19 protein-coding genes are annotated in these 20,375 nt (G+C 45.5%); 8 read left to right on the top strand and 11 right to left on the bottom strand.

The genetic code is table 11. From position 1 onward, the window contains the following. Positions 1-25: 25 nt before the first annotated feature. Positions 26-667 (bottom strand): Uma2 family endonuclease, encoded by a 642-nt coding sequence (locus MIC7113_RS10370; RefSeq protein ID WP_015182108.1) that lies wholly within the window; start codon positions 665-667, stop codon positions 26-28. A 223-nt stretch (positions 668-890) separates the two neighbouring features. Between MIC7113_RS10370 and MIC7113_RS10365 the strand changes: the two genes are divergently transcribed. Together MIC7113_RS10365 and MIC7113_RS10360 are read left to right on the top strand one after the other, a co-directional pair. After that, the gene (locus tag MIC7113_RS10365) at positions 891-1,793 is read left to right on the top strand and encodes a hypothetical protein (RefSeq protein WP_015182107.1); all 903 of its coding nucleotides are present in this window, start codon (positions 891-893) and stop codon (positions 1,791-1,793) included. A 2-nt stretch (positions 1,794-1,795) separates the two neighbouring features. Continuing rightward, entirely contained in the window at positions 1,796-2,203 is a 408-nt protein-coding gene (locus tag MIC7113_RS10360) for a hypothetical protein (protein WP_015182106.1), read from the top strand. 69 nt (positions 2,204-2,272) lie between these two features. Here the strand turns inward: MIC7113_RS10360 and MIC7113_RS10355 are convergent, their stop codons facing one another. Then, complete coding sequence (locus tag MIC7113_RS10355) at positions 2,273-3,007, bottom strand: DUF4058 family protein (RefSeq protein ID WP_041779988.1); 735 nt, start codon at positions 3,005-3,007, stop codon at positions 2,273-2,275. A 358-nt stretch (positions 3,008-3,365) separates the two neighbouring features. Between MIC7113_RS10355 and MIC7113_RS10350 the strand changes: the two genes are divergently transcribed. Beyond that, the gene (locus tag MIC7113_RS10350) at positions 3,366-3,743 is read left to right on the top strand and encodes a DUF1816 domain-containing protein (protein ID WP_081594716.1); all 378 of its coding nucleotides are present in this window, start codon (positions 3,366-3,368) and stop codon (positions 3,741-3,743) included. Positions 3,744-3,817: 74 nt separating this feature from the next. Here the strand turns inward: MIC7113_RS10350 and MIC7113_RS10345 are convergent, their stop codons facing one another. The 8 genes from MIC7113_RS10345 to MIC7113_RS10310 form a co-directional block, all read right to left on the bottom strand. Further along, the gene (locus MIC7113_RS10345; RefSeq protein ID WP_041779987.1) at positions 3,818-4,039 is read right to left on the bottom strand and encodes a hypothetical protein; all 222 of its coding nucleotides are present in this window, start codon (positions 4,037-4,039) and stop codon (positions 3,818-3,820) included. A gap of 220 nt (positions 4,040-4,259) precedes the next feature. Beyond that, the gene (locus tag MIC7113_RS10340) at positions 4,260-6,134 is read right to left on the bottom strand and encodes a 4Fe-4S binding protein (RefSeq protein WP_015182103.1); all 1,875 of its coding nucleotides are present in this window, start codon (positions 6,132-6,134) and stop codon (positions 4,260-4,262) included. Between the two features lie 92 nt (positions 6,135-6,226). Further along, positions 6,227-6,982 carry a MinD/ParA family ATP-binding protein gene (locus MIC7113_RS10335; RefSeq protein ID WP_015182102.1) on the bottom strand — a complete coding sequence of 252 codons (756 nt, stop codon included), beginning with the start codon at positions 6,980-6,982 and terminating at the stop codon, positions 6,227-6,229. A gap of 150 nt (positions 6,983-7,132) precedes the next feature. Next, positions 7,133-8,329, bottom strand: coding sequence for a PAS domain-containing protein (locus MIC7113_RS34620; protein ID WP_015182101.1), 1,197 nt, complete (start codon positions 8,327-8,329; stop codon positions 7,133-7,135). A 44-nt stretch (positions 8,330-8,373) separates the two neighbouring features. Then, on the bottom strand, positions 8,374-8,736 hold the full coding sequence (locus tag MIC7113_RS10325; protein ID WP_041779986.1) for a slr1659 superfamily regulator: 363 nt from the start codon (positions 8,734-8,736) through the stop codon (positions 8,374-8,376). 28 nt (positions 8,737-8,764) lie between these two features. Continuing rightward, entirely contained in the window at positions 8,765-9,343 is a 579-nt protein-coding gene (locus MIC7113_RS10320) for a slr1658 superfamily regulator (protein ID WP_015182099.1), read from the bottom strand. Between the two features lie 35 nt (positions 9,344-9,378). Further along, positions 9,379-11,508 carry a SpoIIE family protein phosphatase gene (locus tag MIC7113_RS10315; RefSeq protein WP_015182098.1) on the bottom strand — a complete coding sequence of 710 codons (2,130 nt, stop codon included), beginning with the start codon at positions 11,506-11,508 and terminating at the stop codon, positions 9,379-9,381. 102 nt (positions 11,509-11,610) lie between these two features. Further along, positions 11,611-16,461 (bottom strand): non-ribosomal peptide synthetase, encoded by a 4,851-nt coding sequence (locus MIC7113_RS10310; protein WP_015182097.1) that lies wholly within the window; start codon positions 16,459-16,461, stop codon positions 11,611-11,613. Positions 16,462-16,738: 277 nt separating this feature from the next. Between MIC7113_RS10310 and MIC7113_RS10305 the strand changes: the two genes are divergently transcribed. From MIC7113_RS10305 to MIC7113_RS10285, 5 genes are all read left to right on the top strand, one after another. After that, positions 16,739-16,948: a type II toxin-antitoxin system HicB family antitoxin gene (locus MIC7113_RS10305; RefSeq protein WP_015182096.1), complete on the top strand. Its 210-nt coding sequence runs from the start codon at positions 16,739-16,741 to the stop codon at positions 16,946-16,948. An 87-nt stretch (positions 16,949-17,035) separates the two neighbouring features. Next, on the top strand, positions 17,036-17,407 hold the full coding sequence (locus tag MIC7113_RS10300) for a hypothetical protein (protein ID WP_015182095.1): 372 nt from the start codon (positions 17,036-17,038) through the stop codon (positions 17,405-17,407). Further along, the gene (locus MIC7113_RS10295) at positions 17,370-18,032 is read left to right on the top strand and encodes a hypothetical protein (protein ID WP_041779985.1); all 663 of its coding nucleotides are present in this window, start codon (positions 17,370-17,372) and stop codon (positions 18,030-18,032) included. The genes MIC7113_RS10300 and MIC7113_RS10295 overlap by 38 nt, the downstream gene beginning before the upstream one ends. A 172-nt stretch (positions 18,033-18,204) precedes the next feature. Further along, positions 18,205-18,516 (top strand): nucleotidyltransferase family protein, encoded by a 312-nt coding sequence (locus MIC7113_RS10290; RefSeq protein ID WP_015182093.1) that lies wholly within the window; start codon positions 18,205-18,207, stop codon positions 18,514-18,516. After that, positions 18,513-18,854, top strand: a complete 342-nt coding sequence (locus MIC7113_RS10285) for a HepT-like ribonuclease domain-containing protein (RefSeq protein ID WP_015182092.1) — start codon at positions 18,513-18,515, stop codon at positions 18,852-18,854. The genes MIC7113_RS10290 and MIC7113_RS10285 overlap by 4 nt, the downstream gene beginning before the upstream one ends. Positions 18,855-19,239: 385 nt before the next feature. On the opposite strand, the gene MIC7113_RS10280 is transcribed toward MIC7113_RS10285, so the two are convergent. Beyond that, the gene (locus MIC7113_RS10280) at positions 19,240-20,208 is read right to left on the bottom strand and encodes an arsenic resistance protein (RefSeq protein ID WP_015182091.1); all 969 of its coding nucleotides are present in this window, start codon (positions 20,206-20,208) and stop codon (positions 19,240-19,242) included. Positions 20,209-20,375 lie beyond the last annotated feature (167 nt).

Below are 20,375 nucleotides of genomic sequence, written 5' to 3'. Positions count from 1 at the left end.
TCGGTTGCGGGTAGATTCCGCTTCTTCAGCTTTCATTTTGTTGCTCTTGCTGTTCGGGAAGCGCCCCAACTCTAAAAACCTGTTTAGCCGTCAAATTTAACTCTGGAAATGCTGGCGACTCGATGCAATCATTACCTCTAAACTGACTCACCTGATACTCACCCTCAACCAATGAGTAAATTGAGATAGTAGGTTGCTTGGGGCTGCCAATAAATCGCCTACCACCTAATCCCAAATAATCAACAATCCAGTATTCTGGAATACCCATTTCTTCATAATCTGCAACTTTGAGCAGGTAATCATCCCGCCAATTGGTACTGACGACTTCAATGACTAAGGGGATTGATGCACCTTGAGTAACCGTTGAAGATTTTTTCCATAAGGGTTCCACCGCTAGATTAGCCCGATTTAGTATTAGCACGTCGGGTAGATAACCGGATTGCTTATTAGGTGGTTTAACTAATGCTTGCTTGGGAATGAAGTAGGGAAGATTTAACCGTTCAAACTGTATAGCCAGTTTTGTTACCAAAAACCCTGTAATCTCTTCATGTTCCCCGGTTGGCTGCATTTCAATAATCACCCCATCATGTAGTTCATAGCGTCCCGTTTCTGGTTTCCACTCTAGAAAGTCTTCAAAGGTGATGGGTTTGGGTAAGGCTTGAGTCATGGTTTAGTGGTTCCCCAGAATCAATGTTGTTCTGATTTTAGGGTATCAGTGCTGTGGAGGCTCATTGGGAGAGATTCTTCGCCATCTGAAAAACCTGCTCTTTGACTTATACCCTATCAGAATCGCTGGTGGGAGAGAAAGGCGGGACGAGGATTGGCATCAAAGGTAAAACGCAGGCTATATTGCATTTAACTGCCTTGCCTACTACCCTTAGAACAATTTTATGGTTTCTTTTTATCCAGGTCAGAAAGCTAATGAACTTGCTAAAGCTGCTCAAGACCGATATGAATGTGCTGTCAAACAGTTGAAAAGAGAGGAAGAAGCCACGAACAAGTTGGCTGAAGAGTATGGTCAACTCCAACTTAATGTCATAAGAAGCACAGTTGGGCGCTTTGTCGCCTTCATTGAGCGTAATGGTCGGAAGGCTTCTGAAAGTGAAAAGCAGCTTTTAGACAGGATGGACTTTTCAGTTCAGCAAATCAAGGAGTATAAAGCGGCGGCTATAGGAGCAGAACAGTTTTTCCTGGGTGGTGCTAAAGCGGTGGGAGCAGCCGCAGCAGGATATGGAGGTGCTGTTACTGTTGCTACCTCTATAGGAGTAGCAAGCACCGGAACAGCCATTTCAAGCCTTAGCGGAGCCGCAGCTACAAATGCAATGCTGGCATGGTTTGGCGGTGGAGCAATCGCAGCGGGTGGCGGGGGCATGGCTGTTGGTGCTGCTGTACTAGGTGGCATTACTGTTTTACCAGCTTTGGCGATTGGTGGCTTTATGGCTAAAAGTGAAGGTGAGAAAGCCCTGACCAAGGCGCGAGAACACGAAAAAAAAGTTAATGAAGCGATCGCAGACATTAATCGTGCCAAAGACGTTTCACAACCAATTAAACGGCGGATTACTGAGTTGAGGGATGTGTTTAAATCTCTTAACACTTGTGCTGTTGAAAGTCTTAACGAACTTGAATCCCAACCTTTTGACTCAAAAAGGGATGCCGAAAAGTTTCAACAGGTGGCAATTCTAATGAAGGGACTTGTAGAATTTTTGAAAACCCCAGTATTGAACAGTGAAGGCAAGCTTAACATTGGTACTGTTACTATCCTAGAGAAATACCGCAAGATATCCGATAAATAGATATGACACTCAAAAAAATTCCTATAGCAGTAATGGATGTAGGTGCAGACGCTGCTCAATGCTTACGTGCTGTTGTTGAAGCCTATACTGAGTACAAGATAGTTGCAGAACAAGAGCAGACTAAACGACGTGAAATTGAAAAGTGGGAAAAAGAAGCAATCACCTCAATTCAATCCCAACGTGACATTATAATAAAGTATCTTGAGCGCTCCTTTGATGAACGATCGGAGACCTTTCGCATTCTGTTTGGGATTGTCGATCAGGCAATGAGAGACGGTAATAACGAGCAGTTAGGAACAGCATTGGATTCAATTACAAAAATAGCTCAATCTAGCCCATTCAAAGACCTTGCTGATTTAGCGTCTGTCAGAGCATCCCTTGATGCTCCAGAGCATGAATGGACGTTTTAACTTGGGAGTGTAAGTAAAAATTTTGACATTGGAGTTCACTTACCAGGGCTGTCGAACCTTTTTGCCAAATTAAGCAGTGCTCACCGTAATCCTCTGTTCTCGACAGGTGCGCTCATAGGTTGCCGCTAAGTCAACTGGCAAGCAAATCTCACCGCGCAACCACAGAGGTAAAATTGGCAATATACTTCCTATCGCTAATTCTTCCTGCCAGATATCCAAGCTTGGCTTTCCATTGCGATCGATCGCTCGATAAGCTACTGCATACAGATTCAGTTTGACTGAAGAGGCTTTGCCCTCAGTAAGACGCGCTAACAATTCACTATGCAAATTTGCCTGTCTTGTGGTAACAACATCAACCACAATTAAACCAATTCCCTGCCGCAAATAAGTTTCACACTTGGAAACAAATGCTGCACGATGAGCAGCGCGATCCTTGTTGGCAGGGCTGACTAATTCAATTGCACCTTTCAAAATAGGGCCTGTTTCGGTATCAAAAATGCTTACTTCTACACTCTCAGTGGTTGGTAGAAATGGCACAGTTTGCGTTGCTTCTGGAGGTATCCATCGACTCTGAGACTCTGTCGGTAGCTGAATGACTCCCGTTTCGTGGGCAAAATCCTGCTGAGATTCCTCAAATGCAGCAACATCAATTTCAATTCCAAACTGCACATTGGGTTCAGCAAAGTAACCCTCTGGCAATTTAGCGTTCAAATCAGATGCAATGTAGGTTGCCCAAGCATTATGAAATGCGTGCCAGTGACGACGCGTACTCAAGGGGGGACGAAAATGATCCTGTAGCATCATCAGTAAGCAACTGAAATACCTATTCCAATAATATAGAGAGTTCCAGGATTCGCCTGAAGCGATCGCTTCCTACTGTTCCGGTTCTGCTCCGCAGTATGGAAACCCCTATTCTAAAAGTTGAATATTCAATTCCTACTCTCCTGAATTTGAGGCAGCAATGCATCCTCCAGCGGAAATTGCCTTCTCACACCAGGAAAACGATTCAGCTTTTGTATTCCTTTACACCATTTGCATTCATGAATAGCACATCTCCAGGTAGATAGATGGAACAGGTCAGGAATGGTAAATTTTGATACATATACAAGAGTAATGCATATTTATTCATTTGGTGAAGATTAGTTAAGAACTAGAAATGATCATGCTCAACGCCCAACCATCAAAAGAACACTTGCAAGCAGGCTCTTCAGTACCAAATTTAAAGCTGTTGCAAGCCATTATTAACAAATTTTTAGAAAATACCGAAGAGTTTTTTACGTCTTACTTGGAGAAGACGGGAAAGGCTTGGTGGGTTGAAATTGTCACCAAAAAGCCCGACTGCACTTACTACTTCGGACCGTTTGCTTCTCACAGGGAGGCCCAAGTTTCTCAACTCGGTTACATTGAAGACTTAGAACGGGAAAGACCCCAATTAATTGCGATCGAAATTAAGCAATGTCAGCCAAAAGAGCTAACGATTTTTGACGATGAGGGGAGAGAGAAAATTGACAGGAAAATGTCACGAAGCATTAGCGCTTAGTTAATTTATGGCGGAGGTGGCAAACTCCTAATCCGCCATAAATATGAACTAGCCTAAAATACTCTTTTCTATACTCACGCTATCCCTTTTGCTGTTTCTTGCAGGATTAAATCGACGACATCCTCTAAACGTCCCGTTCGCTTATAAACTTCACGCTGCCGTGTTGCGCCCGTCCCGCGCTGCATGGTTTCCCGCACAAGAGATGAAACTTCCTCCCATTCTCCATACTCCTCCAGCGCTGGACGCACAAAGGTGAGAAAGTTCTTAATCAGCTCACGCGCTGGTACCGCTTTCATAGCCTTAACGTCGATTGTAGAATATTCACATGTACCGGATGACATAAAGCGATCGCCAATATTAAGTTTAGTGAGGAGGATGAAAGCTTGATTCTGTCTAATGCAATAGTCGATCAATTTCCTGGTAAGTCTGGGATAGCCGCTCAGCTAACAAGTAATTGATTGCTTTTTGGAAAGCGATCGCCGATTGAGGTTCTGAAGCTTGAATCGCTGCATTGCTCTAATTGTCCAGAGACTTCAAAATCTGCTCTTCCTCCTCGGAAGTAATCGCATACTCCCGTTTGAGCGATCGCAGCGCTTCTTCATCCTCAGAGGTATCCTCAATCGCTAAATCCTGAACCGACTCGATCTCTCGGCTACCCCCCACCACATCTAGCAAATCCGCTCCTAGCCCCTTAGCTGGACGGCGATGCCACAGGTTTAGCGTCGATTCCACCATCTCGCGGTAGCTTTCGAGTCGTAACCAGTCTTCGTGGCTGCGCTGTTTATTTGGGTCAAGCAATTGTGGATTTTCAATGCCCAAATTGCTCAAAATTTGGTGGTGTTCGTCGTCGCTGATGGCAAGTTCATAACGCAGACGCTGGAGGACTTCTAGACTGTTGACATTGATGTATCCTTGCTCAATTGACTCTTGCAAAACTTGTTTGTAGGCTTGTAGGCGCTTCTCTTTTGTGAAATCAGGCAGAACCTTTGCTAGCACATACACCTCCTCTGCGGTGAGGTCGTCTAGCGATCGCCCCTCTAAAAAGCGGGATACGTCCAGTTGCAGGTTGCTCAATTGTTTTCGCAAGCGGTGGGCAAGGCTTTCGTGTAAATATCGGCTGGAACTTCGTCCCCAGGTGCGAGCAAGCCATAGGGTACTCAGGAGGGTAAGACCCACTGTATAAAGATACTGGATGGGAACAGGCAGTAAGAGAATCAAGGGACGCCCGCCAAAGATGAAAAAGAAATTGAAGATTGCAAAGGTACAGAGGGTAAACATCCGATGCCGCACCTGTTCCTGACTGAGAAATTGCTGCCGACGCCGTAGATACGCTTTGTAGTGCTTCTCTAACTTCTGTCCTAGCTTGTAGCCTGCGATCGTAAACGCACCCAATGTGAGAGGCACGGCTAGCAGCTTAGGAATCCCGATCGCACGCTTGAACAGGTACAATCCGGGACTGAGTAACGTTGCTAGTTGATTGTTCTCGTGTGCCCAAACACCAGAGAAGTAGTAATTCCAGTTGCCTGCATACAGGTAGTAGTAGACAAAGTAGCCAATGACGAGTCCCACATAGCCGTAGTAGAGCTGTTGTTGCTCAGGGGTATTGATGCTTTGCCAGTAGGCGCGTTCAGCATCAATATCGATACAGGGACTCTGACAGGCGACACAGGCACTCTGCTCTTTTCCGTCTTGAGTGACGATGCGACACATAGATTGAGTGATAATTTGGCGATCGCTCTCGTGAGCTGTACTGTTGAGTAACCCCCGTGGTTCCGCATAGATGCTCTGAACAGGAGCCATCGGGCAGAAATATTGGCACCAGGATTTACCCCCGTAAAGATAGCCCACAACCACCGCCGCTAAAATCGTCAGGAGCAAAAACGTACCTAATGCCAGACGGTTGGCATTGATAAACAGAATGCGGCTGCACAACCCCAAGTACAATAACCCAAATTGCAAGTACCCATGATAGCGAGCTAGCCAAGACTGCTTCAGAACTTTGGCTAATTCATAGCGGACTTTGCCCGTCTTCGGATCGGTGCGCCGCTGCTGTCGCTGCCATCCCAAGGCACGAGGAATTTGAGATAAAAATGACAACGGGCAAATCCGTCGCCAGAGTTCATGCCCAAACACAAGCAGAATTGCGATCGCCACGGGAACGATCGCTCCCCAAAATATCGGTGCCCCCAAGGCGTAAGGCTGTACCTCTAAACACTTACCCTGCACCGCCACGCAAACCTCTGGATGAATCTGTAGCAGACTCCCCCGATTAGGATAGGTGAGCGACGGAGAAATGGGGTCATAGAACAGCGAGGCAATCAGCAGTAACCAAGCCAGCGTTATTACCCATCTGACTCGGTGCATTAGCCTTTCTGAGGTGTTTGCCAACATGCTTCAAAGCCGCATTTTAAGGGAGTGATTTTCGAGCTAAACTTCTAGTTTAATTGTTGCAATCAATACAGAAAATCAGGGCCACAAGCGCGTCAATTCATCACTTGATTGGCAATCTGTTTGATCACCTGAGTCAAGGGATGATTGGAATACTGCAAACAGAAGAGATCGCTACTGGCAAGCTGCATCATTTCGTCGCAATTTGGCAGAACACCTGCCACAGGAACATTGTATTTAGCTTCAACTTGCTGCCGGATTTCCTCGGCATCTGAGTTTTGCAGAACTCGATTGACGACAATCAGCAGTTTGGGAACCCGAAGCTTACGCGCTAAATCGACGGTGACAGCCGTTCCTTGAAAATCTTGGCGATCGGGACGCAGGAGAACCAATAAAATGTTGGAAATGGCGATTGAGAGCAGCGTTTCTTCATTCAAACCGGGATGAGTATCTACAAACACGTAGTCTAGGTTCATCTCCTTTACTAAGTCGCGCAATCCATTCCGCAGCAGGCGCACATCGTAGCCCTCTTTCAGTACACGGGTGATGTCTCCGACTTGACTGCTGGACGGAATCAGAAACAGGCTACCATTCCTTTGTTTGACGGCATCCGGACTGACATCATGAGCTGTTTGAGCGATCGCACAATTTCCCCATAGATAATCATTCAGTGTATGGTTGAGCGGTTTCTCCGCCATGCCAAATAGCACATGAATTCCAGGCGATTGGATGTCTGTATCCACTACGGCAACGCGATGACCGGCCGCCGCGATTGTGGTTGCTAAGTTAGCCGTCGTGTTCGATTTTCCTGTGCCACCTCGGAACGAATGAATTGAGACAATTTTTGCCATGTTAAGTTTGCTTTGAAGCAGTTTTGTATCAAATTTGTATATCCTACTCATTCCCTCTTAAAGGGAAATTCCCCCGTAGGAGGAACTTCAGTAGGCTAAAACTGTTACTCTATCAGGGATGCAGACATTTATACGTAGTCATTTGGAGGTCTAAAGCTCTTCATTGAACCGCAAACTATCTGCCTCCTCCAATAACTTTTGAAAGTAGTCTGTTTCCGTTATGGCAGCGACTTCACACGCTCGTTTTGTTTGATCGATTTCTGTTTTAAGTTCCTGCAACTGTTGCTTGAGGGCAGCTTCTTCTTGTTTACGTTTCGTGATATCTACACAGCTTCCTTCGTAGTAAAGCAATCGCCCCTGAGCATCGCGCACTGCTCTTGCCCACTCTGACACCCAAAACCGGCTGCCATCTCGTCGATATGCCTGATATTCAAAATCTTTGATTTCATCCTGTTGAGCCATGCGTTGCTTGAAGGTATCGCGATCGCAATTATCCACATAAATCTGCTGTGATATATCAGCGATCTGCTGCTTCATTTCTTGGGGAGAACCATAACCAAACATTGCCGCCATTGCTGGGTTGACTTCAATGTATTGTCCATCAGGAGTCGATTGGAAAATGCCCTCAACCGCATGTTCAAAAATGCCACGATACTTGGCTTCCGCCAGACGCAAGGCTTCTTGTGCTCGCTTGCGATCGTCAATGTCATAAAGGGCAGTGAGCAGGGTATTGACGCCTTGAAACCGAAAGGGACGCAACGAGAGTAACCCCCAAAATAGGGTTCCATCCACGCGGCGAAATTGGACTTCACCTTGAAACTGTCCCTGCTTCGCCAGTAGAGATAGTGCAAGTTGTCGATCGCTGACATTTGCATAAAACTCAGATGAGCGATAATTCAGCAAGGCTTGAGCAGACAGTCCAAATAATGCTCCCATTTGCTCGTTGGCATATAAAAATTGACCAGTGACAATTTCTGCGATCGCAAGTCCTACAGGGGTAGCTTCTGTAATGAGTTGAAACTGTTCTTCTCGCTGCCGTCGCTCTTCCTGTGCCTGGTGTTTCAGCTCTAGGGTAAGGGAATCGGAATGCTCAGTTGTGGCTTCTAACAGAATTTTCAGATCGACTTGTTGTTGATGAAAACGTTTCAGCAGATCGTCGCTGTGTTCAGTTGTGACTTCTAGTAAGATTTCTAAATCGCTTTTTTCTTGCTGCAACGTCTCCAGCTTGCGGTGCATCTCTTTGATTGCCAGATTCAATTGCTCAACTTCGCCAAGCAACTGTTCTCTAAGGCTCACATGATCGGCGAGAGGTTGAATTGGCTCTTCAGGCAAAAAGTCTGGATTCATATCATCGAGCAAAATTCCACTGATAAAGCGTTGATCGAATCAGTCTAGGTAAAATTGAGCTGTGCTGTCGGCATCAGTCGCTTAATGTTGTTGAGCGAGCGACTTTGCCAGAATATATTTTCTGAACCTTCCACCATCAATTGCATCGTTTTTTTGTCACGGACTTTAATCACCAAACTAAGTAGAACATTAACGCCTGAACTATTGAGAAACTCTAGCTTCCGCAAGTCTAGGGTTAGAACAGGCGGCTCTTGATTCACGACTTCATCGAGTAGTGACATAATCGGAGCGTACTCATCCATTCCACTAAGTTGAAGCTCTCCTTGAAACGTTATCGTTTTCGTTTCTGGATGATAACGAACACAGTATTCGTTATCTTTTACTTCAAGCTCAGCCGATTCAGTCATACTGGTCAAGGGTTCACTTATAGATAGGTCATAGCGGTAACTGTACACTAGTCGTGACAGTTGCAACAGGAGGCTCTTGCTGAATTGTCTCAAATTTCCAGCCTGGTATTCCTGCATAGTCATTCATAATAGTCAGCAAGCCTAGCCCAGAACTGCTCCAACCCTCTTTAGTATTTTTCTCCAATTGATGCATGAATCGCTCCTGGGGATCGCAGCTAAGGAGGTCTTGAATCAAGGCTTGAAACGATGAGATTTGTTGCGGAGCGATCGCATTTGTCGTTCGCACAATTAGGCGATCGCGTTTCAGGTCAAGCTTGATGCTAATGGGGTACTGCGAGGTTTCGTCACTAAACTTCATGGCATTTTCCAGCAGTTCGTTCGCAATATAGCGTACAGCACCAATGAGTTGATCGCGCTGCTTCACTGCATCTGGCGCATCTTCAGTTATGGGAAAAAAGGGAATCAAAAAGTCGGCAATGAAGCTGGCGGATAGCCCATTATTTCGCCACAATTGCTTCAATGGAATCGAATTCGATGAAAATCCAATCACCAAATACTCTGGACTAGACGATTCATCTTCAACGAAATTTCCAAAGGTTTGAGCCATATTGCTTGTGCCTCTGTTCTTTAGCATAGTCGGGGCTACTTTTGCTTAAGGATTAGTAACGTAATGTCATCCCGAATCTTGCTCTCACCAATGTGTTGCTGCACATCTGCAACAACTGCTTGTCGAATCTCATCTACGGTTTGCTGCCAATGCTGGCTCAACACGTTACACAATCGTTCCAACCCGTACTCCTGCCGATGATCATTCTTCGCTTCGATAATGCCATCAGTGTACAGCACCACTCCATCCCCACTCTGAAGTTGCACTTGCGTTTGCCCAATAAACTCATCAATATTTGTCAGCAGTCCTAATGGAAAACCTAGATTATCTGTATTAATTCGCTCTATCTGTCCATTGGAGCGGACGACAATCATTTCCTCATGCTGTCCGCTCAAGCTGATACAGCCTGCATGATAGTCCAGCATCGCTAGGGAAATAGTCTTGCGCGATTTCATGCGTTGGGCATTGTCATAAATCACGCGGTTGAGAGTACTGAGGAACTTAGTCGAGTCGGTTTCCTGATGCTGTAACAGGGCACGAATGGTAGTTTGCGTCATCAACATTATTAGACCACTTTCGAGTCCGTGACCTGTGACATCGCCAATGCCGATTTTGATGCCACCGTTGTGACGAAGTACATCGTAGTAATCGCCACCCACCTCATCAGTAGGCTCCATGAACCCAGTAATGTCGAGTTCGGGTATCTGCTTCAACTCTTCGTCTTTGGGGAGAATCATTTGCTGAAGTTTGCGAGCCACTTCAATTTCTGCTGCCATTCTCAGGTTTTCGGCTTGTAATTGTTCATTAAGGGCACTAATTTCAGCATTTGCATCCGCAAGCTCAGCCGTTCTCTCCTTGACTTTATCTTCCAGTCCGGTAATCAATTCCTCCAGTTGCCCTGCCATGCTATTGAAGGAGTTGGTCAGCTTTGCCAGTTCAATGATGTTACCGGGTTTAATCGCTTGCTCCAGATTGCCGCCTGCCATTTCTTCTGAAGCTTGAGTAATGCGTTCGATCGGTCGGGTGATGCGACGAGCTGTTAAGATGCCTAAAGCGATCGCGACAATCAGGGCAACCAGACACAACAGAATCGTGTTGCGGGTATTGGCATTAATTTGTGCCATAAAATCAGACTCCGGCACAACAACGACGACTAACCAGTCCAATCCATACTGGTCTCGCCAAGGAGTGGCCTGCACAAACTGACGCTGTCCCTTGAGTTGAAAGTCTAATTGCTGCCTGTTAGTAATCTTCTTGAAATCGCCAAACTGCTCCATTAAGAAGGCTGCCGTTCCCTGAATTAAGGGGTCTTTGCTGTCGATCGCTTTTAATCGTTCGGCGGTTCCCTTCACCAGTCGGTACGGGGGTTCCGAACTGGAACTGGCAATCATCAGCCCGTTGCGTTCAAGAATAAAGATTTTTGCAGAGGGGCTAACTTGAATTTGCTTCAAAAAGTCGCTGATTTGAGAGAGCCGCTGATCGACTCCAATGAGTGCAATGAGCCGATTGTTTTTGTCGTAGATTGAGGTACCAAAGCCAATTGAAATAATGTCAGGACTTTCCACCCAGAGAATAGGACCAACCCAAGCCGGTCTTTTTGCCCGAACTATGGCTTTATACCCGTCTTCCGCTCGATAGTCATACTTTATCACCTCTGCGATTCCAATTCGGTTTCCCTGTTCGTCCAGGTTATAGGTGCGGTTTAGCCTGTCGCCATAGCGTCGCGGCAATACTTCATCGGTTTGGGGTCGATCGGGATAGAGATCGTAGCCAGTTCCAATATAGTCACCTGATGGAGTGGCATAAATAATATAACCAATGGTCTTGAATAGTTTCATCTGTTTCCAGAAGAAGCGTCCTAACCTTTCTGAATCATTCGGATCGATGATCCCGTGAGTTATAGCAAAGGCATTCTGCTCTGTTACTTCATAGGCGGCTGCCAGGTAGTTATCCAGATGTTGGTTGACGCGATCGCTCACTTCGCGCTGTAGTTGAGCCGCCAGATCGTTAACGGCTTTCTGCCCATTTTTAAACGAAAGATAGCCGACTAGCCCTACTGCACCAACCACCTGAAGCACAAACGGGATAATCAACACCACTCGCAGCGATCGTTTACCCAGCAAGCGAGTATATCGATCATTGTTTTGTAGAGGTGTAGGTATCATTATCTGTTGAGCATATCAGGGGGCATAAAAATTCTGATCCCTCAGCTTCAAATCATACAAAACTGCTCTCGTGACTAAAGCTTTTACCAGCAAGATTCTCGCTCATCGCTCTTTGCTTTCTTTGTTCAGGGAAGATAGCTTCATGCGTCGAGTCTCACGAGAAATGGGGACTAAAGCTGGAGCTTTACTTTGAGCTTTGCTATCTTTAAAGGTTTCAATCACTTTAGAAAGTTGTGCGATCGCAGGAGCTTCAAATACACTCCGCAAAGGTAACTCCACTCCAAAAGCATCGCGCACCCTGGAAACAAGCTGAGTCGCCAGTAAGGAATGCCCCCCCAATTCAAAGAAATTGTCGTGGATACCCACCCGCTTCAATCCCAAAACAGAGGCAAAAATTTTCACTAACACTTCTTCAACAGGAGTCCGAGGCGCAACATAACTTCCTGCTAATTCTGATTTAATCGGGTCAGGTGTTGGTAAGGCACGTCGGTCTACTTTACCATTCCGCGTGAGTGGCAACGACTCCAGCACCACAAAAGCGGAAGGCACCATGTACTCCGGCAGCTTTTGCGCGAGATAAGCCTGTAACTGCGGCACTAACTTCCGCATTGCCTTCCCTTGCAAGGGATTATTGGCATAGGATTGCCACAGATGCCGCCATTCTTCTGGCTGGGATGGGGAGATAATATGAGAAAATTCCCCCTGTTCCTGTTTCCTAGTCTGGCGGTGGACAAAGATTACATCGTAACGTCCTTCCGTACCGGAATCTGACCAGCGTATATCAATTTTGTAGGGTAATGCTTCACCCATCCCCCACCAATCCTCTGGTTCCACTCCCCAATCTGGGAGTTCGCGCAATGCTCTGTGAAACTGAGCTACTGTTTTAAAGTCTCCTACACCGGAGAGCCATTGTGCCGCCTTAACGGCTGTCATCACCCGCGCATTAGGGATATGAGTAATAGCTAATATCTCTGGTTGGTTTTCAACTAATAACTGATGTACAGCAGATACGGTTAAGTTATTTTCGTCCCAGTCTAGCCACTCAATAGAACCCCTCCCCAGCCCTCCTCGCAACGGGGAGGGAGCCGGAGTATCCAGACTTTCTAGTGTTTCGGGAGGATTGAGCTGGAGTTTTAGGGAGGAGGTTTTTCTAGAATTTGTTTCAGTCCCAATAGAAAGAATTACATTGTACCGAAACTGAGTCATCTCATTTTGCGATCGCCCCCGCATTAACTGAATCTGTACATCGCTAATTTGGGGGAAATGCTGTTTTAATACTTGGAAGAAAGCTGGGTCAATCACTAATTCCGTCTCTTGGAACATTTGCATTTGTACCTGTTGCTGCAACTGTTCGCGGGTAAGAGAAGATTCTGCTTGATGCAGTTGCACAGAGGCATGAAAGGCTGGCAACAGGGGAAGACTCCGCACATCCCCAATGAAGATAAAGCCACCGGGAGCTAACACCTTCACAGCACCTTCCAGTACGTTCATCAGATAGTCAATACTGGGAAAATATTGGACAACAGAGTTCAAAATCACCGCATCAAAGGCTGCTGCCTCCATTCCCTCAAAGTCAGTCGCCATCTTCTGAAGTAGCCTCACCTGGGGTAAAGGTACGGCATGTTTCCTAATATGCTGTTGGATATATTCAAGTGACGCCTGTGAGAAATCTGTTGCCCAATATTGAGTGCAGTGAGGCGCAATTTGGAATAACAATAAACCCGTACCGCACCCAATCTCTAACACTCGCTTTGGTTGTAAAGCCAGAATCTGCGCGACTTGATTGTTCACCCACTCCCGCATCTGTTCTGCTGGAATCGGTTGATTGGTGTAGCTGCTATTCCATCCCACAATGTTGAATGTTAAGTCGGCATCTGCCGCCGATTGCTCATAAGTCTCGTTGTAAAGCATCTGCCATTGCAACACTTGTTCGTCCTGCAATTGCCTTTCTTGGGTGTGCTGTTGAATATCTTCATCGTTGAACACCACATAAGCAACTAAACGCTTTTCCTCTGCATGTTCACGAGTTGTGACTACGGTTTGTTGCACGGCGGGATGTTGAGTTAAAACTGACTCAATTTCACCCAATTCGATGCGATAACCACGAATCTTTACCTGCTCATCAATGCGACCCAAAAATTGAATATTACCATTCGGTTCATAGCGAACTAAATCGCCTGTTTTATAAAGACGAGCTTCTGGGTTATCACTAAAAGGATGAGGAATAAATCGTTCAACTGTCAAATCGGTATGATTGAGATAACCTCGCGCTAGTCCATCACCACTAATGTACAATTCACCCACAACGCCAATCGGTACAGGGTGTAAATATTGATCCAAAATGTAAACCTGTGTGTTGGCAATGGGGCGACCCAATACAGGGGTTACGGGCATCTTGCCATACATTCCAACTGTTTCTTTACCAGGAACAATACCGGATGTGGCAACAACTGTAGTCTCCGTAAGACCATAGTTATTCACAACCTGAAACGGGTGAGAAGCGGAAGGATAATAACGAAGTTTGTCTCCTCCTGTGAGCAATAGTCGTAAAGCGCTATTATTAAATCCATCTAATAACAGAAATTTCTCGGCTAAAGGGGTTGGTAAAAAGCTAATTGTGATTGATTTGGATATCAACTCATCCCGTAATCGTTCAGGAGAACGTCGAATTTCTTCATTCGGAAAATAAATACTCGCGCCTGTACTAAGATAAGGCCAAATTTCCCACCCACAAGCATCAAAAGCAAATCCTGCAATCTGGGTGGCTCGGTCAAGGGATGAAATGGCAAAGGTTTGTTGATGCCAAAAGACCAAATTTAACAATCCACGATGTTCAATCTGAACGGCTTTTGGCTTGCCTGTGGTGCCAGAGGTATAGATAACATAAACCAGGTTATTTAATGTAACGTGGTGGATTAGATTATCTGCATTTTTTCGGGCAATTGTTTCTCCATCAGTGTCAAAACAAATAACTTGTGGCTGATTCTTGCCAATCCGCTCAACCCACTGTTGCTGAGTTAATAAAACTGGCACTTGGGCCTCTTCAAGCATAACGCTCAATCGCTCAGCCGGATAGCTAGGGTCTAAAGGTAAATAAGCTCCTCCTGCCTTGAGAATGCCTAGCATTCCGACAACCATTTCTGGTGAACGCTCTAGACAAAGTCCGACTAAAACCTCCTCCCCAACTCCTTGTTTTCGGAGGTAATGAGCTAGCTGATTACTCCGACGGTTCAACTCCCCATAAGTAATTTCTTGATTTTCAAAAATTAAGGCTACAGCATCAGGTGTTTTTTCAACTTGAGCTTCAAATAATTGATGAACACATCTATCTTTGGTATACTCTATCTGAGTATTATTCCATTCCACTAATAATTGATGGCGCTCCGCTTCCTTTAATAGGGGTAAGTCTGCCAGTCGTTGTTCAGGATTGGCAACAATCCCCTCTAGCAATTTTTGGAAATGGTCTAGCATTCGGGTAATCGTGGCTGCATCGAATAAATCAGTGCTATACACCACAAAACCACTGATTCCTTCCGATCTATTGGCTTCTAGACCCTGATTTGGCTTTCGCTCCCACAGATGAAATTCCAAATCAAACCGCGTTGTTCCTGTATCCACAAATTCCAGTGGGCTTAGGGTTAATTCGGGTAACTCTAGCGTTTCCATAGGTGCATTTTGCAGGGCAAACACCACCTGAAATAAGGGATTTTGGTTTAAACTCCGCTCCGGATGCAGTTCTTCTACCAACTTTTCAAAAGGTAAGTCTTGGTGAGCATACGCTCCTAGTGCCACCTCTCGCACTCGACTCAATAGTTCCCGAAAAGTAGGGTTACCGGATAGGTCAGTACGCAGCACTAAGCTATTCACAAAAAAGCCAATTAATCCTTCAATTTCACTCCGGTTACGATTGGCAATAGGAGAACCTACAACAATATCTTCCTGTTGTGTGTAGCGATACAGTAAGGTTTGAAATGCCGCCAGTAAAGTCATGAATAAGGTGGCTCCTTCCCGTTGGCTCAGGGCTTCGAGTGCCTCGCTTAGACTTTTGGGTAATTGCAGAAATTGTGTCGCACCTTGGTAAGTTTGCACGGCGGGTTTTGGTCGGTCACTCGGCATATTTAGCACAGAAATGCCGTCTAACTGTTGCCGCCAGTAAGCTAGTTGAGTGGCTAACACTTCCCCTTGCAAGCATTCACGTTGCCAGTAGGCAAAGTCTGCATACTGAATGGGTAGTGGGGGGAGCGATGAAGGTTGTTGACTACTGATGGCACTGTAGAGTGCGGCTATTTCCCGAATCAGCACCCCCATCGACCAACCATCGGAGACAATGTGGTGCAAAATTATTAAGAGCACATACTCGGCTTCATCCAATTGCAGTACTGTTACTCGTAGCAGCGGAGTTTTGGATAAATCGAAAGGGCGCTGAGCTGCTTGGGTAGTCAGTCGTCCTACTTCATTTTCGCGTTCGGTTTGGGGATGCGATCGCAAATCGATTACAGGTAAGGATAAGGTTAAGGTGGGTGCGATCGCCTGAACCGGTTGCCCTTCCACTGTGACAAAAGTAGTGCGTAACGCTTCGTGACGCCGCACAATTTCGTTAAATGTTTCCTCCAGCGCCGCTAAATTGAGCGAACCGCTGAGACGTACTGCGGCTGGGGTGTTATAGAAGGCATTGTTAGGGACTAACTGGTCGAGGAACCACAGCCGTTGTTGTGCAAAAGAGAGGGGAAGGGTGCCTTCCCGCGAGATGGGAACAAGGGGGGTAGAAGGGTTAGTGCTAGTACGATTAGCGGCTTTTAAAAATGAAATAATTTCTGCTTTACGCGCTTGGATTTCTGCACGAATTTCTGGTGTTAGAGTTCCTTCAGGGGCGTTGCAGCGCAGGCGGTCACTCTCAACAAAAACCTGAATGTCTAAGCTACGAAGGTAAGATAAGAACTCAACTGTTTTCAAAACTAAATCTCACTCACTAGCAAGATAAGTTGCCACTTCCACAAAACTTAGTCATCCTCCATGAGGAGTAGCCTATGTAGGGCTTGCGTTTAAGGTTCTGTCCGTCAAGCAGGATGCGATCGCTTTTGCTAGAGTAACGCAATCGCGTTTTGGCAGGATGAGAAGGTGTAATGGTGCTAGAGGGTCAGCATTCTGATGATTTAGCACCTGGCACGTTAAACAGTATTTTGAAGCAAGCTCAACTCAAGGAACACAAGGACGAAGGAGAAGAAGAGTAATGCGCTATGTGATGGTGATTGAAAAGCTAGAGAGCAACTATTCAGCTTATGTTCCAGATTTGCCCGGATGCGTGGCGACAGGTGCAACTCTTGGGGAGATAGAACAGCAGATAAAAGAAGCGATCGCTTTTCATTTGGATGGTTTACGAGAAGAGGGTTTACCCATTCCCGAACCAACTACTCTGTGTGAATATGTCGAGGCTTGCTGAAGGAGCGATCGCTCCTGATCAAGGATTGCATTGAGAAACTGGTCAAGTGATATTTTAGGGTTATTTGTTTCAAGAAGTTAAGTACCTATGGACGTTGCGGAAGCTAAAGCCCGACTGGAAGCTGCTTATGAAGATGAAGCAGTTTTTCTTCCCCCAAGTGTATTAAACAAAATAACATTAGATGACATTCCTAACCAGGTGATGATTGAGGTTGGCTTACCTAAAGATGGCGTTATGCATCTTGACTGGAGCGGTAGGCTATTCAAAGACCAAGATCAAATTAAAGGTGAAGCAGATTACACTTGGACAAGAAAGTATTGGTACTCTCCCATAGGGCTAGAACACTATCTAGACTTGATACGTCGTGCTGTTGAGTTGCGTAACAGGGTTCATAATGATGTGGAGATAACAAACTACGACGATGATGGTAGCTTATATCCAGATGACATTTGTTGTTAGTACAGGGGAAAAGAATCTTGGCAAAGCGTACCACCACATAAAACGACTCTGTCATGAGCTAGAAGAAAAAGCCGAAAAAGCGTCTGATGAAGCAGGTAAAAGACTTTCTGAAATTGCAAGTCGAGTGTCTGGATGGGGTAGCCAAAGTTTAGACGAACTTGTGAATGCAGTTGAAAAAGCTTCTTCCACCGATGAGCGTGGAAGATCTCTAGAAGAACTTATTAGTAGATTATTTGAGGCAATACCTGGTTTTACTGTGACCGATCGGATCAGGACAGCGACAGAAGAAATTGATATTGCTGTCCTTAACGATAGCAATGATCCTCGCTTTAGACGGGAATCGGCTATTCTGTTGGCTGAGTGCAAGAATTGGAGTGACAAGTGTGGCAAGAACGAGTTCGTTCTATTCAAGGAGAAAATCGAAAACCGTAGCAATCGGTGTTCTCTGGGCTTCTTAATCTCATGGAATGGCTTCAAAGACACTGTTCCTAAAGAGATGCTGCGTGGAAGCCGAGAGCATACACTTGTAGTGCCCATAACTGGGAAAGACATTCGTGCTGCTGTGCTTGACAACAATTTTGCTGATGTGCTGGCATCATGTTGGCAAAAAGCTATCACGACATGAGTTTTATTGAAGCAACTTTGACCGCATCGCTTGCCACACCTCAATCTGCTGCTGTAATTGCTGGATTTGATCGCGCTTGACAGGATGACCTCACCCAACAAGCTACAAAGAGTAACCTAAAAGTTAAACAAATTGACTAAAGACAACCAGAAAGCGTTGAGGATGTAGCGGCATGACTAGCAAAATAGGGTTAGGGATTAACGATTTGTTGCAAGAGCAGCGATCGCAAATTCTTGCTATTGCACAAAAGCATGGAGCCTACAACGTGCGGGTGTTTGGTTCGGTGGCGCGGGGAGAAGCAACCGAAGAGAGCGATATTGATTTTTTGGTTGACTATGATTTGGAGAAAATCACGCCCTGGTTTCCAGCAGGACTATTAATTGATTTAGAACAACTACTCAATCGCAAGGTTGATATTGCGACAGTGGATATGTTGAAGGAACGTATTCGCGATCGCGTATGCCGTGAGGCTGTGATGCTATGAGGCGTGATGCCCAACGGCTGCAAGATATTTTAGATGCGATTTCAGCGATTGAACGATATGCAAGTCTTGGCAAACAGGCGTTTGATGAACAAGAACTAATCCAGGTTTGGGTTATTCATCATCTCCAGATTATTGGAGAAGCAGCTTCTTCGTTATCGGGTGATTTGATGAGTCGATATTCTGAGGTGCCGTGGGCACAGATTGTGGCTTTCAGAAATGTTGTGGTGCATGAGTATTTCCGGGTATCGCTGAATTTAGTCTGGGCGATCGTACAGAATAATCTACCTCCGTTGAAGGTAGCGGTGGAAAGGATATTGCAGGAGTTGGGGGAAGCGTGAGGTGAGAGTGCGATCGCTAATCTATCCTTCTTATGAGGAAATAATGTGATCGCCGATCTTGCAGTGCGATCGCTGCTGTTGTCGAGAGATGCGATCGGGGATATTAGGAAGGGCGATCGCAGGAATAATAATGGGTGACAGAAACCGCTAATCATGAACCAATGCCTGAAATGATCTGGACATCCTATCTTCGTTATCGTGCAACCCAAAGAGATTTTGACCTTGACCTGATTGAAAATCTTACGGTTCTCTAGCGAACGATATTATGATGAGGATGCGATTCCCTTCGGGATAGCTACGCTTCACGTGCCCGACTAGATAACCTCACTCAACAAGCTACAAAGAGTAAGCTGGTTCAAGCAGGGAGACTGTAACGCCAACTTAGCTATTTTGCCATCTGAGAATACCGCCCTTTGCGACGTAGAAAGAGCAATAATTGGGAGACTAGCACCATAACAGGCAGTTCGATAAGTGGCTCAATAGCCAAGACAAGGGTAATCAACGGACGGTGAGGAAAAACAGATGTAGCGATCGCTAATGCAAGGGGTGAATTGCGCGCAAGTGTTGTACAACTGAAACAAGCCAAATCCTCATAACTAAAGTTGCCGAATCGTGCAATTACTTGAGTCAGAAAAAAGGTAATTACATAGAAAATAAGGATAGGTGGTAACATTTTTAGTAGCACATCTGGACGCTGAATTAAGGTTTGCCCCTGCGAGGCAAATACCGCTGTAATTGCCACACATAGAAATAGCGTTGGCCTTGCGGCTATTTTCAGGGGAATGTCACGCCAAAACCCGTTTACCTTCGGTATTAGCCACTTAGCGATAAACGCTAAAAGCATAGGAATAGCTAAAACCAGTACAATACTTTCGAGAAAAATTTCTGTATCAATTTGCACCAATTTTCCAACAAAAACCAAAAGATAGACGGGTATAAGAACCACTTGCAAGATCATATTCCAAGGAAGGAAGGCTGTAGCTAAAGTAACATTTCCTTTGGCAATCCCTGTAAAAATGAGATACCAGTCAGTACAAGGTGTGACCATCAGCATGATTAGCCCAACCCAAAGATCGGGAGAATCTCGTAGGAAAATAGCTCCCAATCCCCAAACAAAAACTGGTGTCCAAAGAAAGTTCATCCCTAAAATAAGTCCCGTCATCTTGTAGTTTTGAAATGCCTGACCTAAACGATTCAGTGGAATATTTAGAAATACCCCATAGAGCATGACCATCAAGGATGGAACAATCAAAGATACAGCATTTTCCTCAACCCATTTGATTTGTCCGAGTATCAGCCCAAGTAAGATGGCAATGATGACAAATACAGATTGAAGTTTTTCAGTCAAACTCATGTTGTAAAATCTCCATCCCCCTTATGTGTGCCATTTTGACTAAAGCCCAAGCGCTAATTCAAGATCTGATGATTTTGATGCTAGCGCCATATCAGACTCTTGCTTCCACTGATGGCATTATTACCTAATGCAAACATTCAACGTCTACAACCTTTAGCCAAACGCGA

The sequence above is a fragment of the Allocoleopsis franciscana PCC 7113 genome, assembly GCF_000317515.1.
GTDB classification, from domain to species: Bacteria; Cyanobacteriota; Cyanobacteriia; order Cyanobacteriales; family Coleofasciculaceae; genus Allocoleopsis; species Allocoleopsis franciscana.
This window is presented reverse-complemented; position numbering and strand designations above follow the sequence as displayed.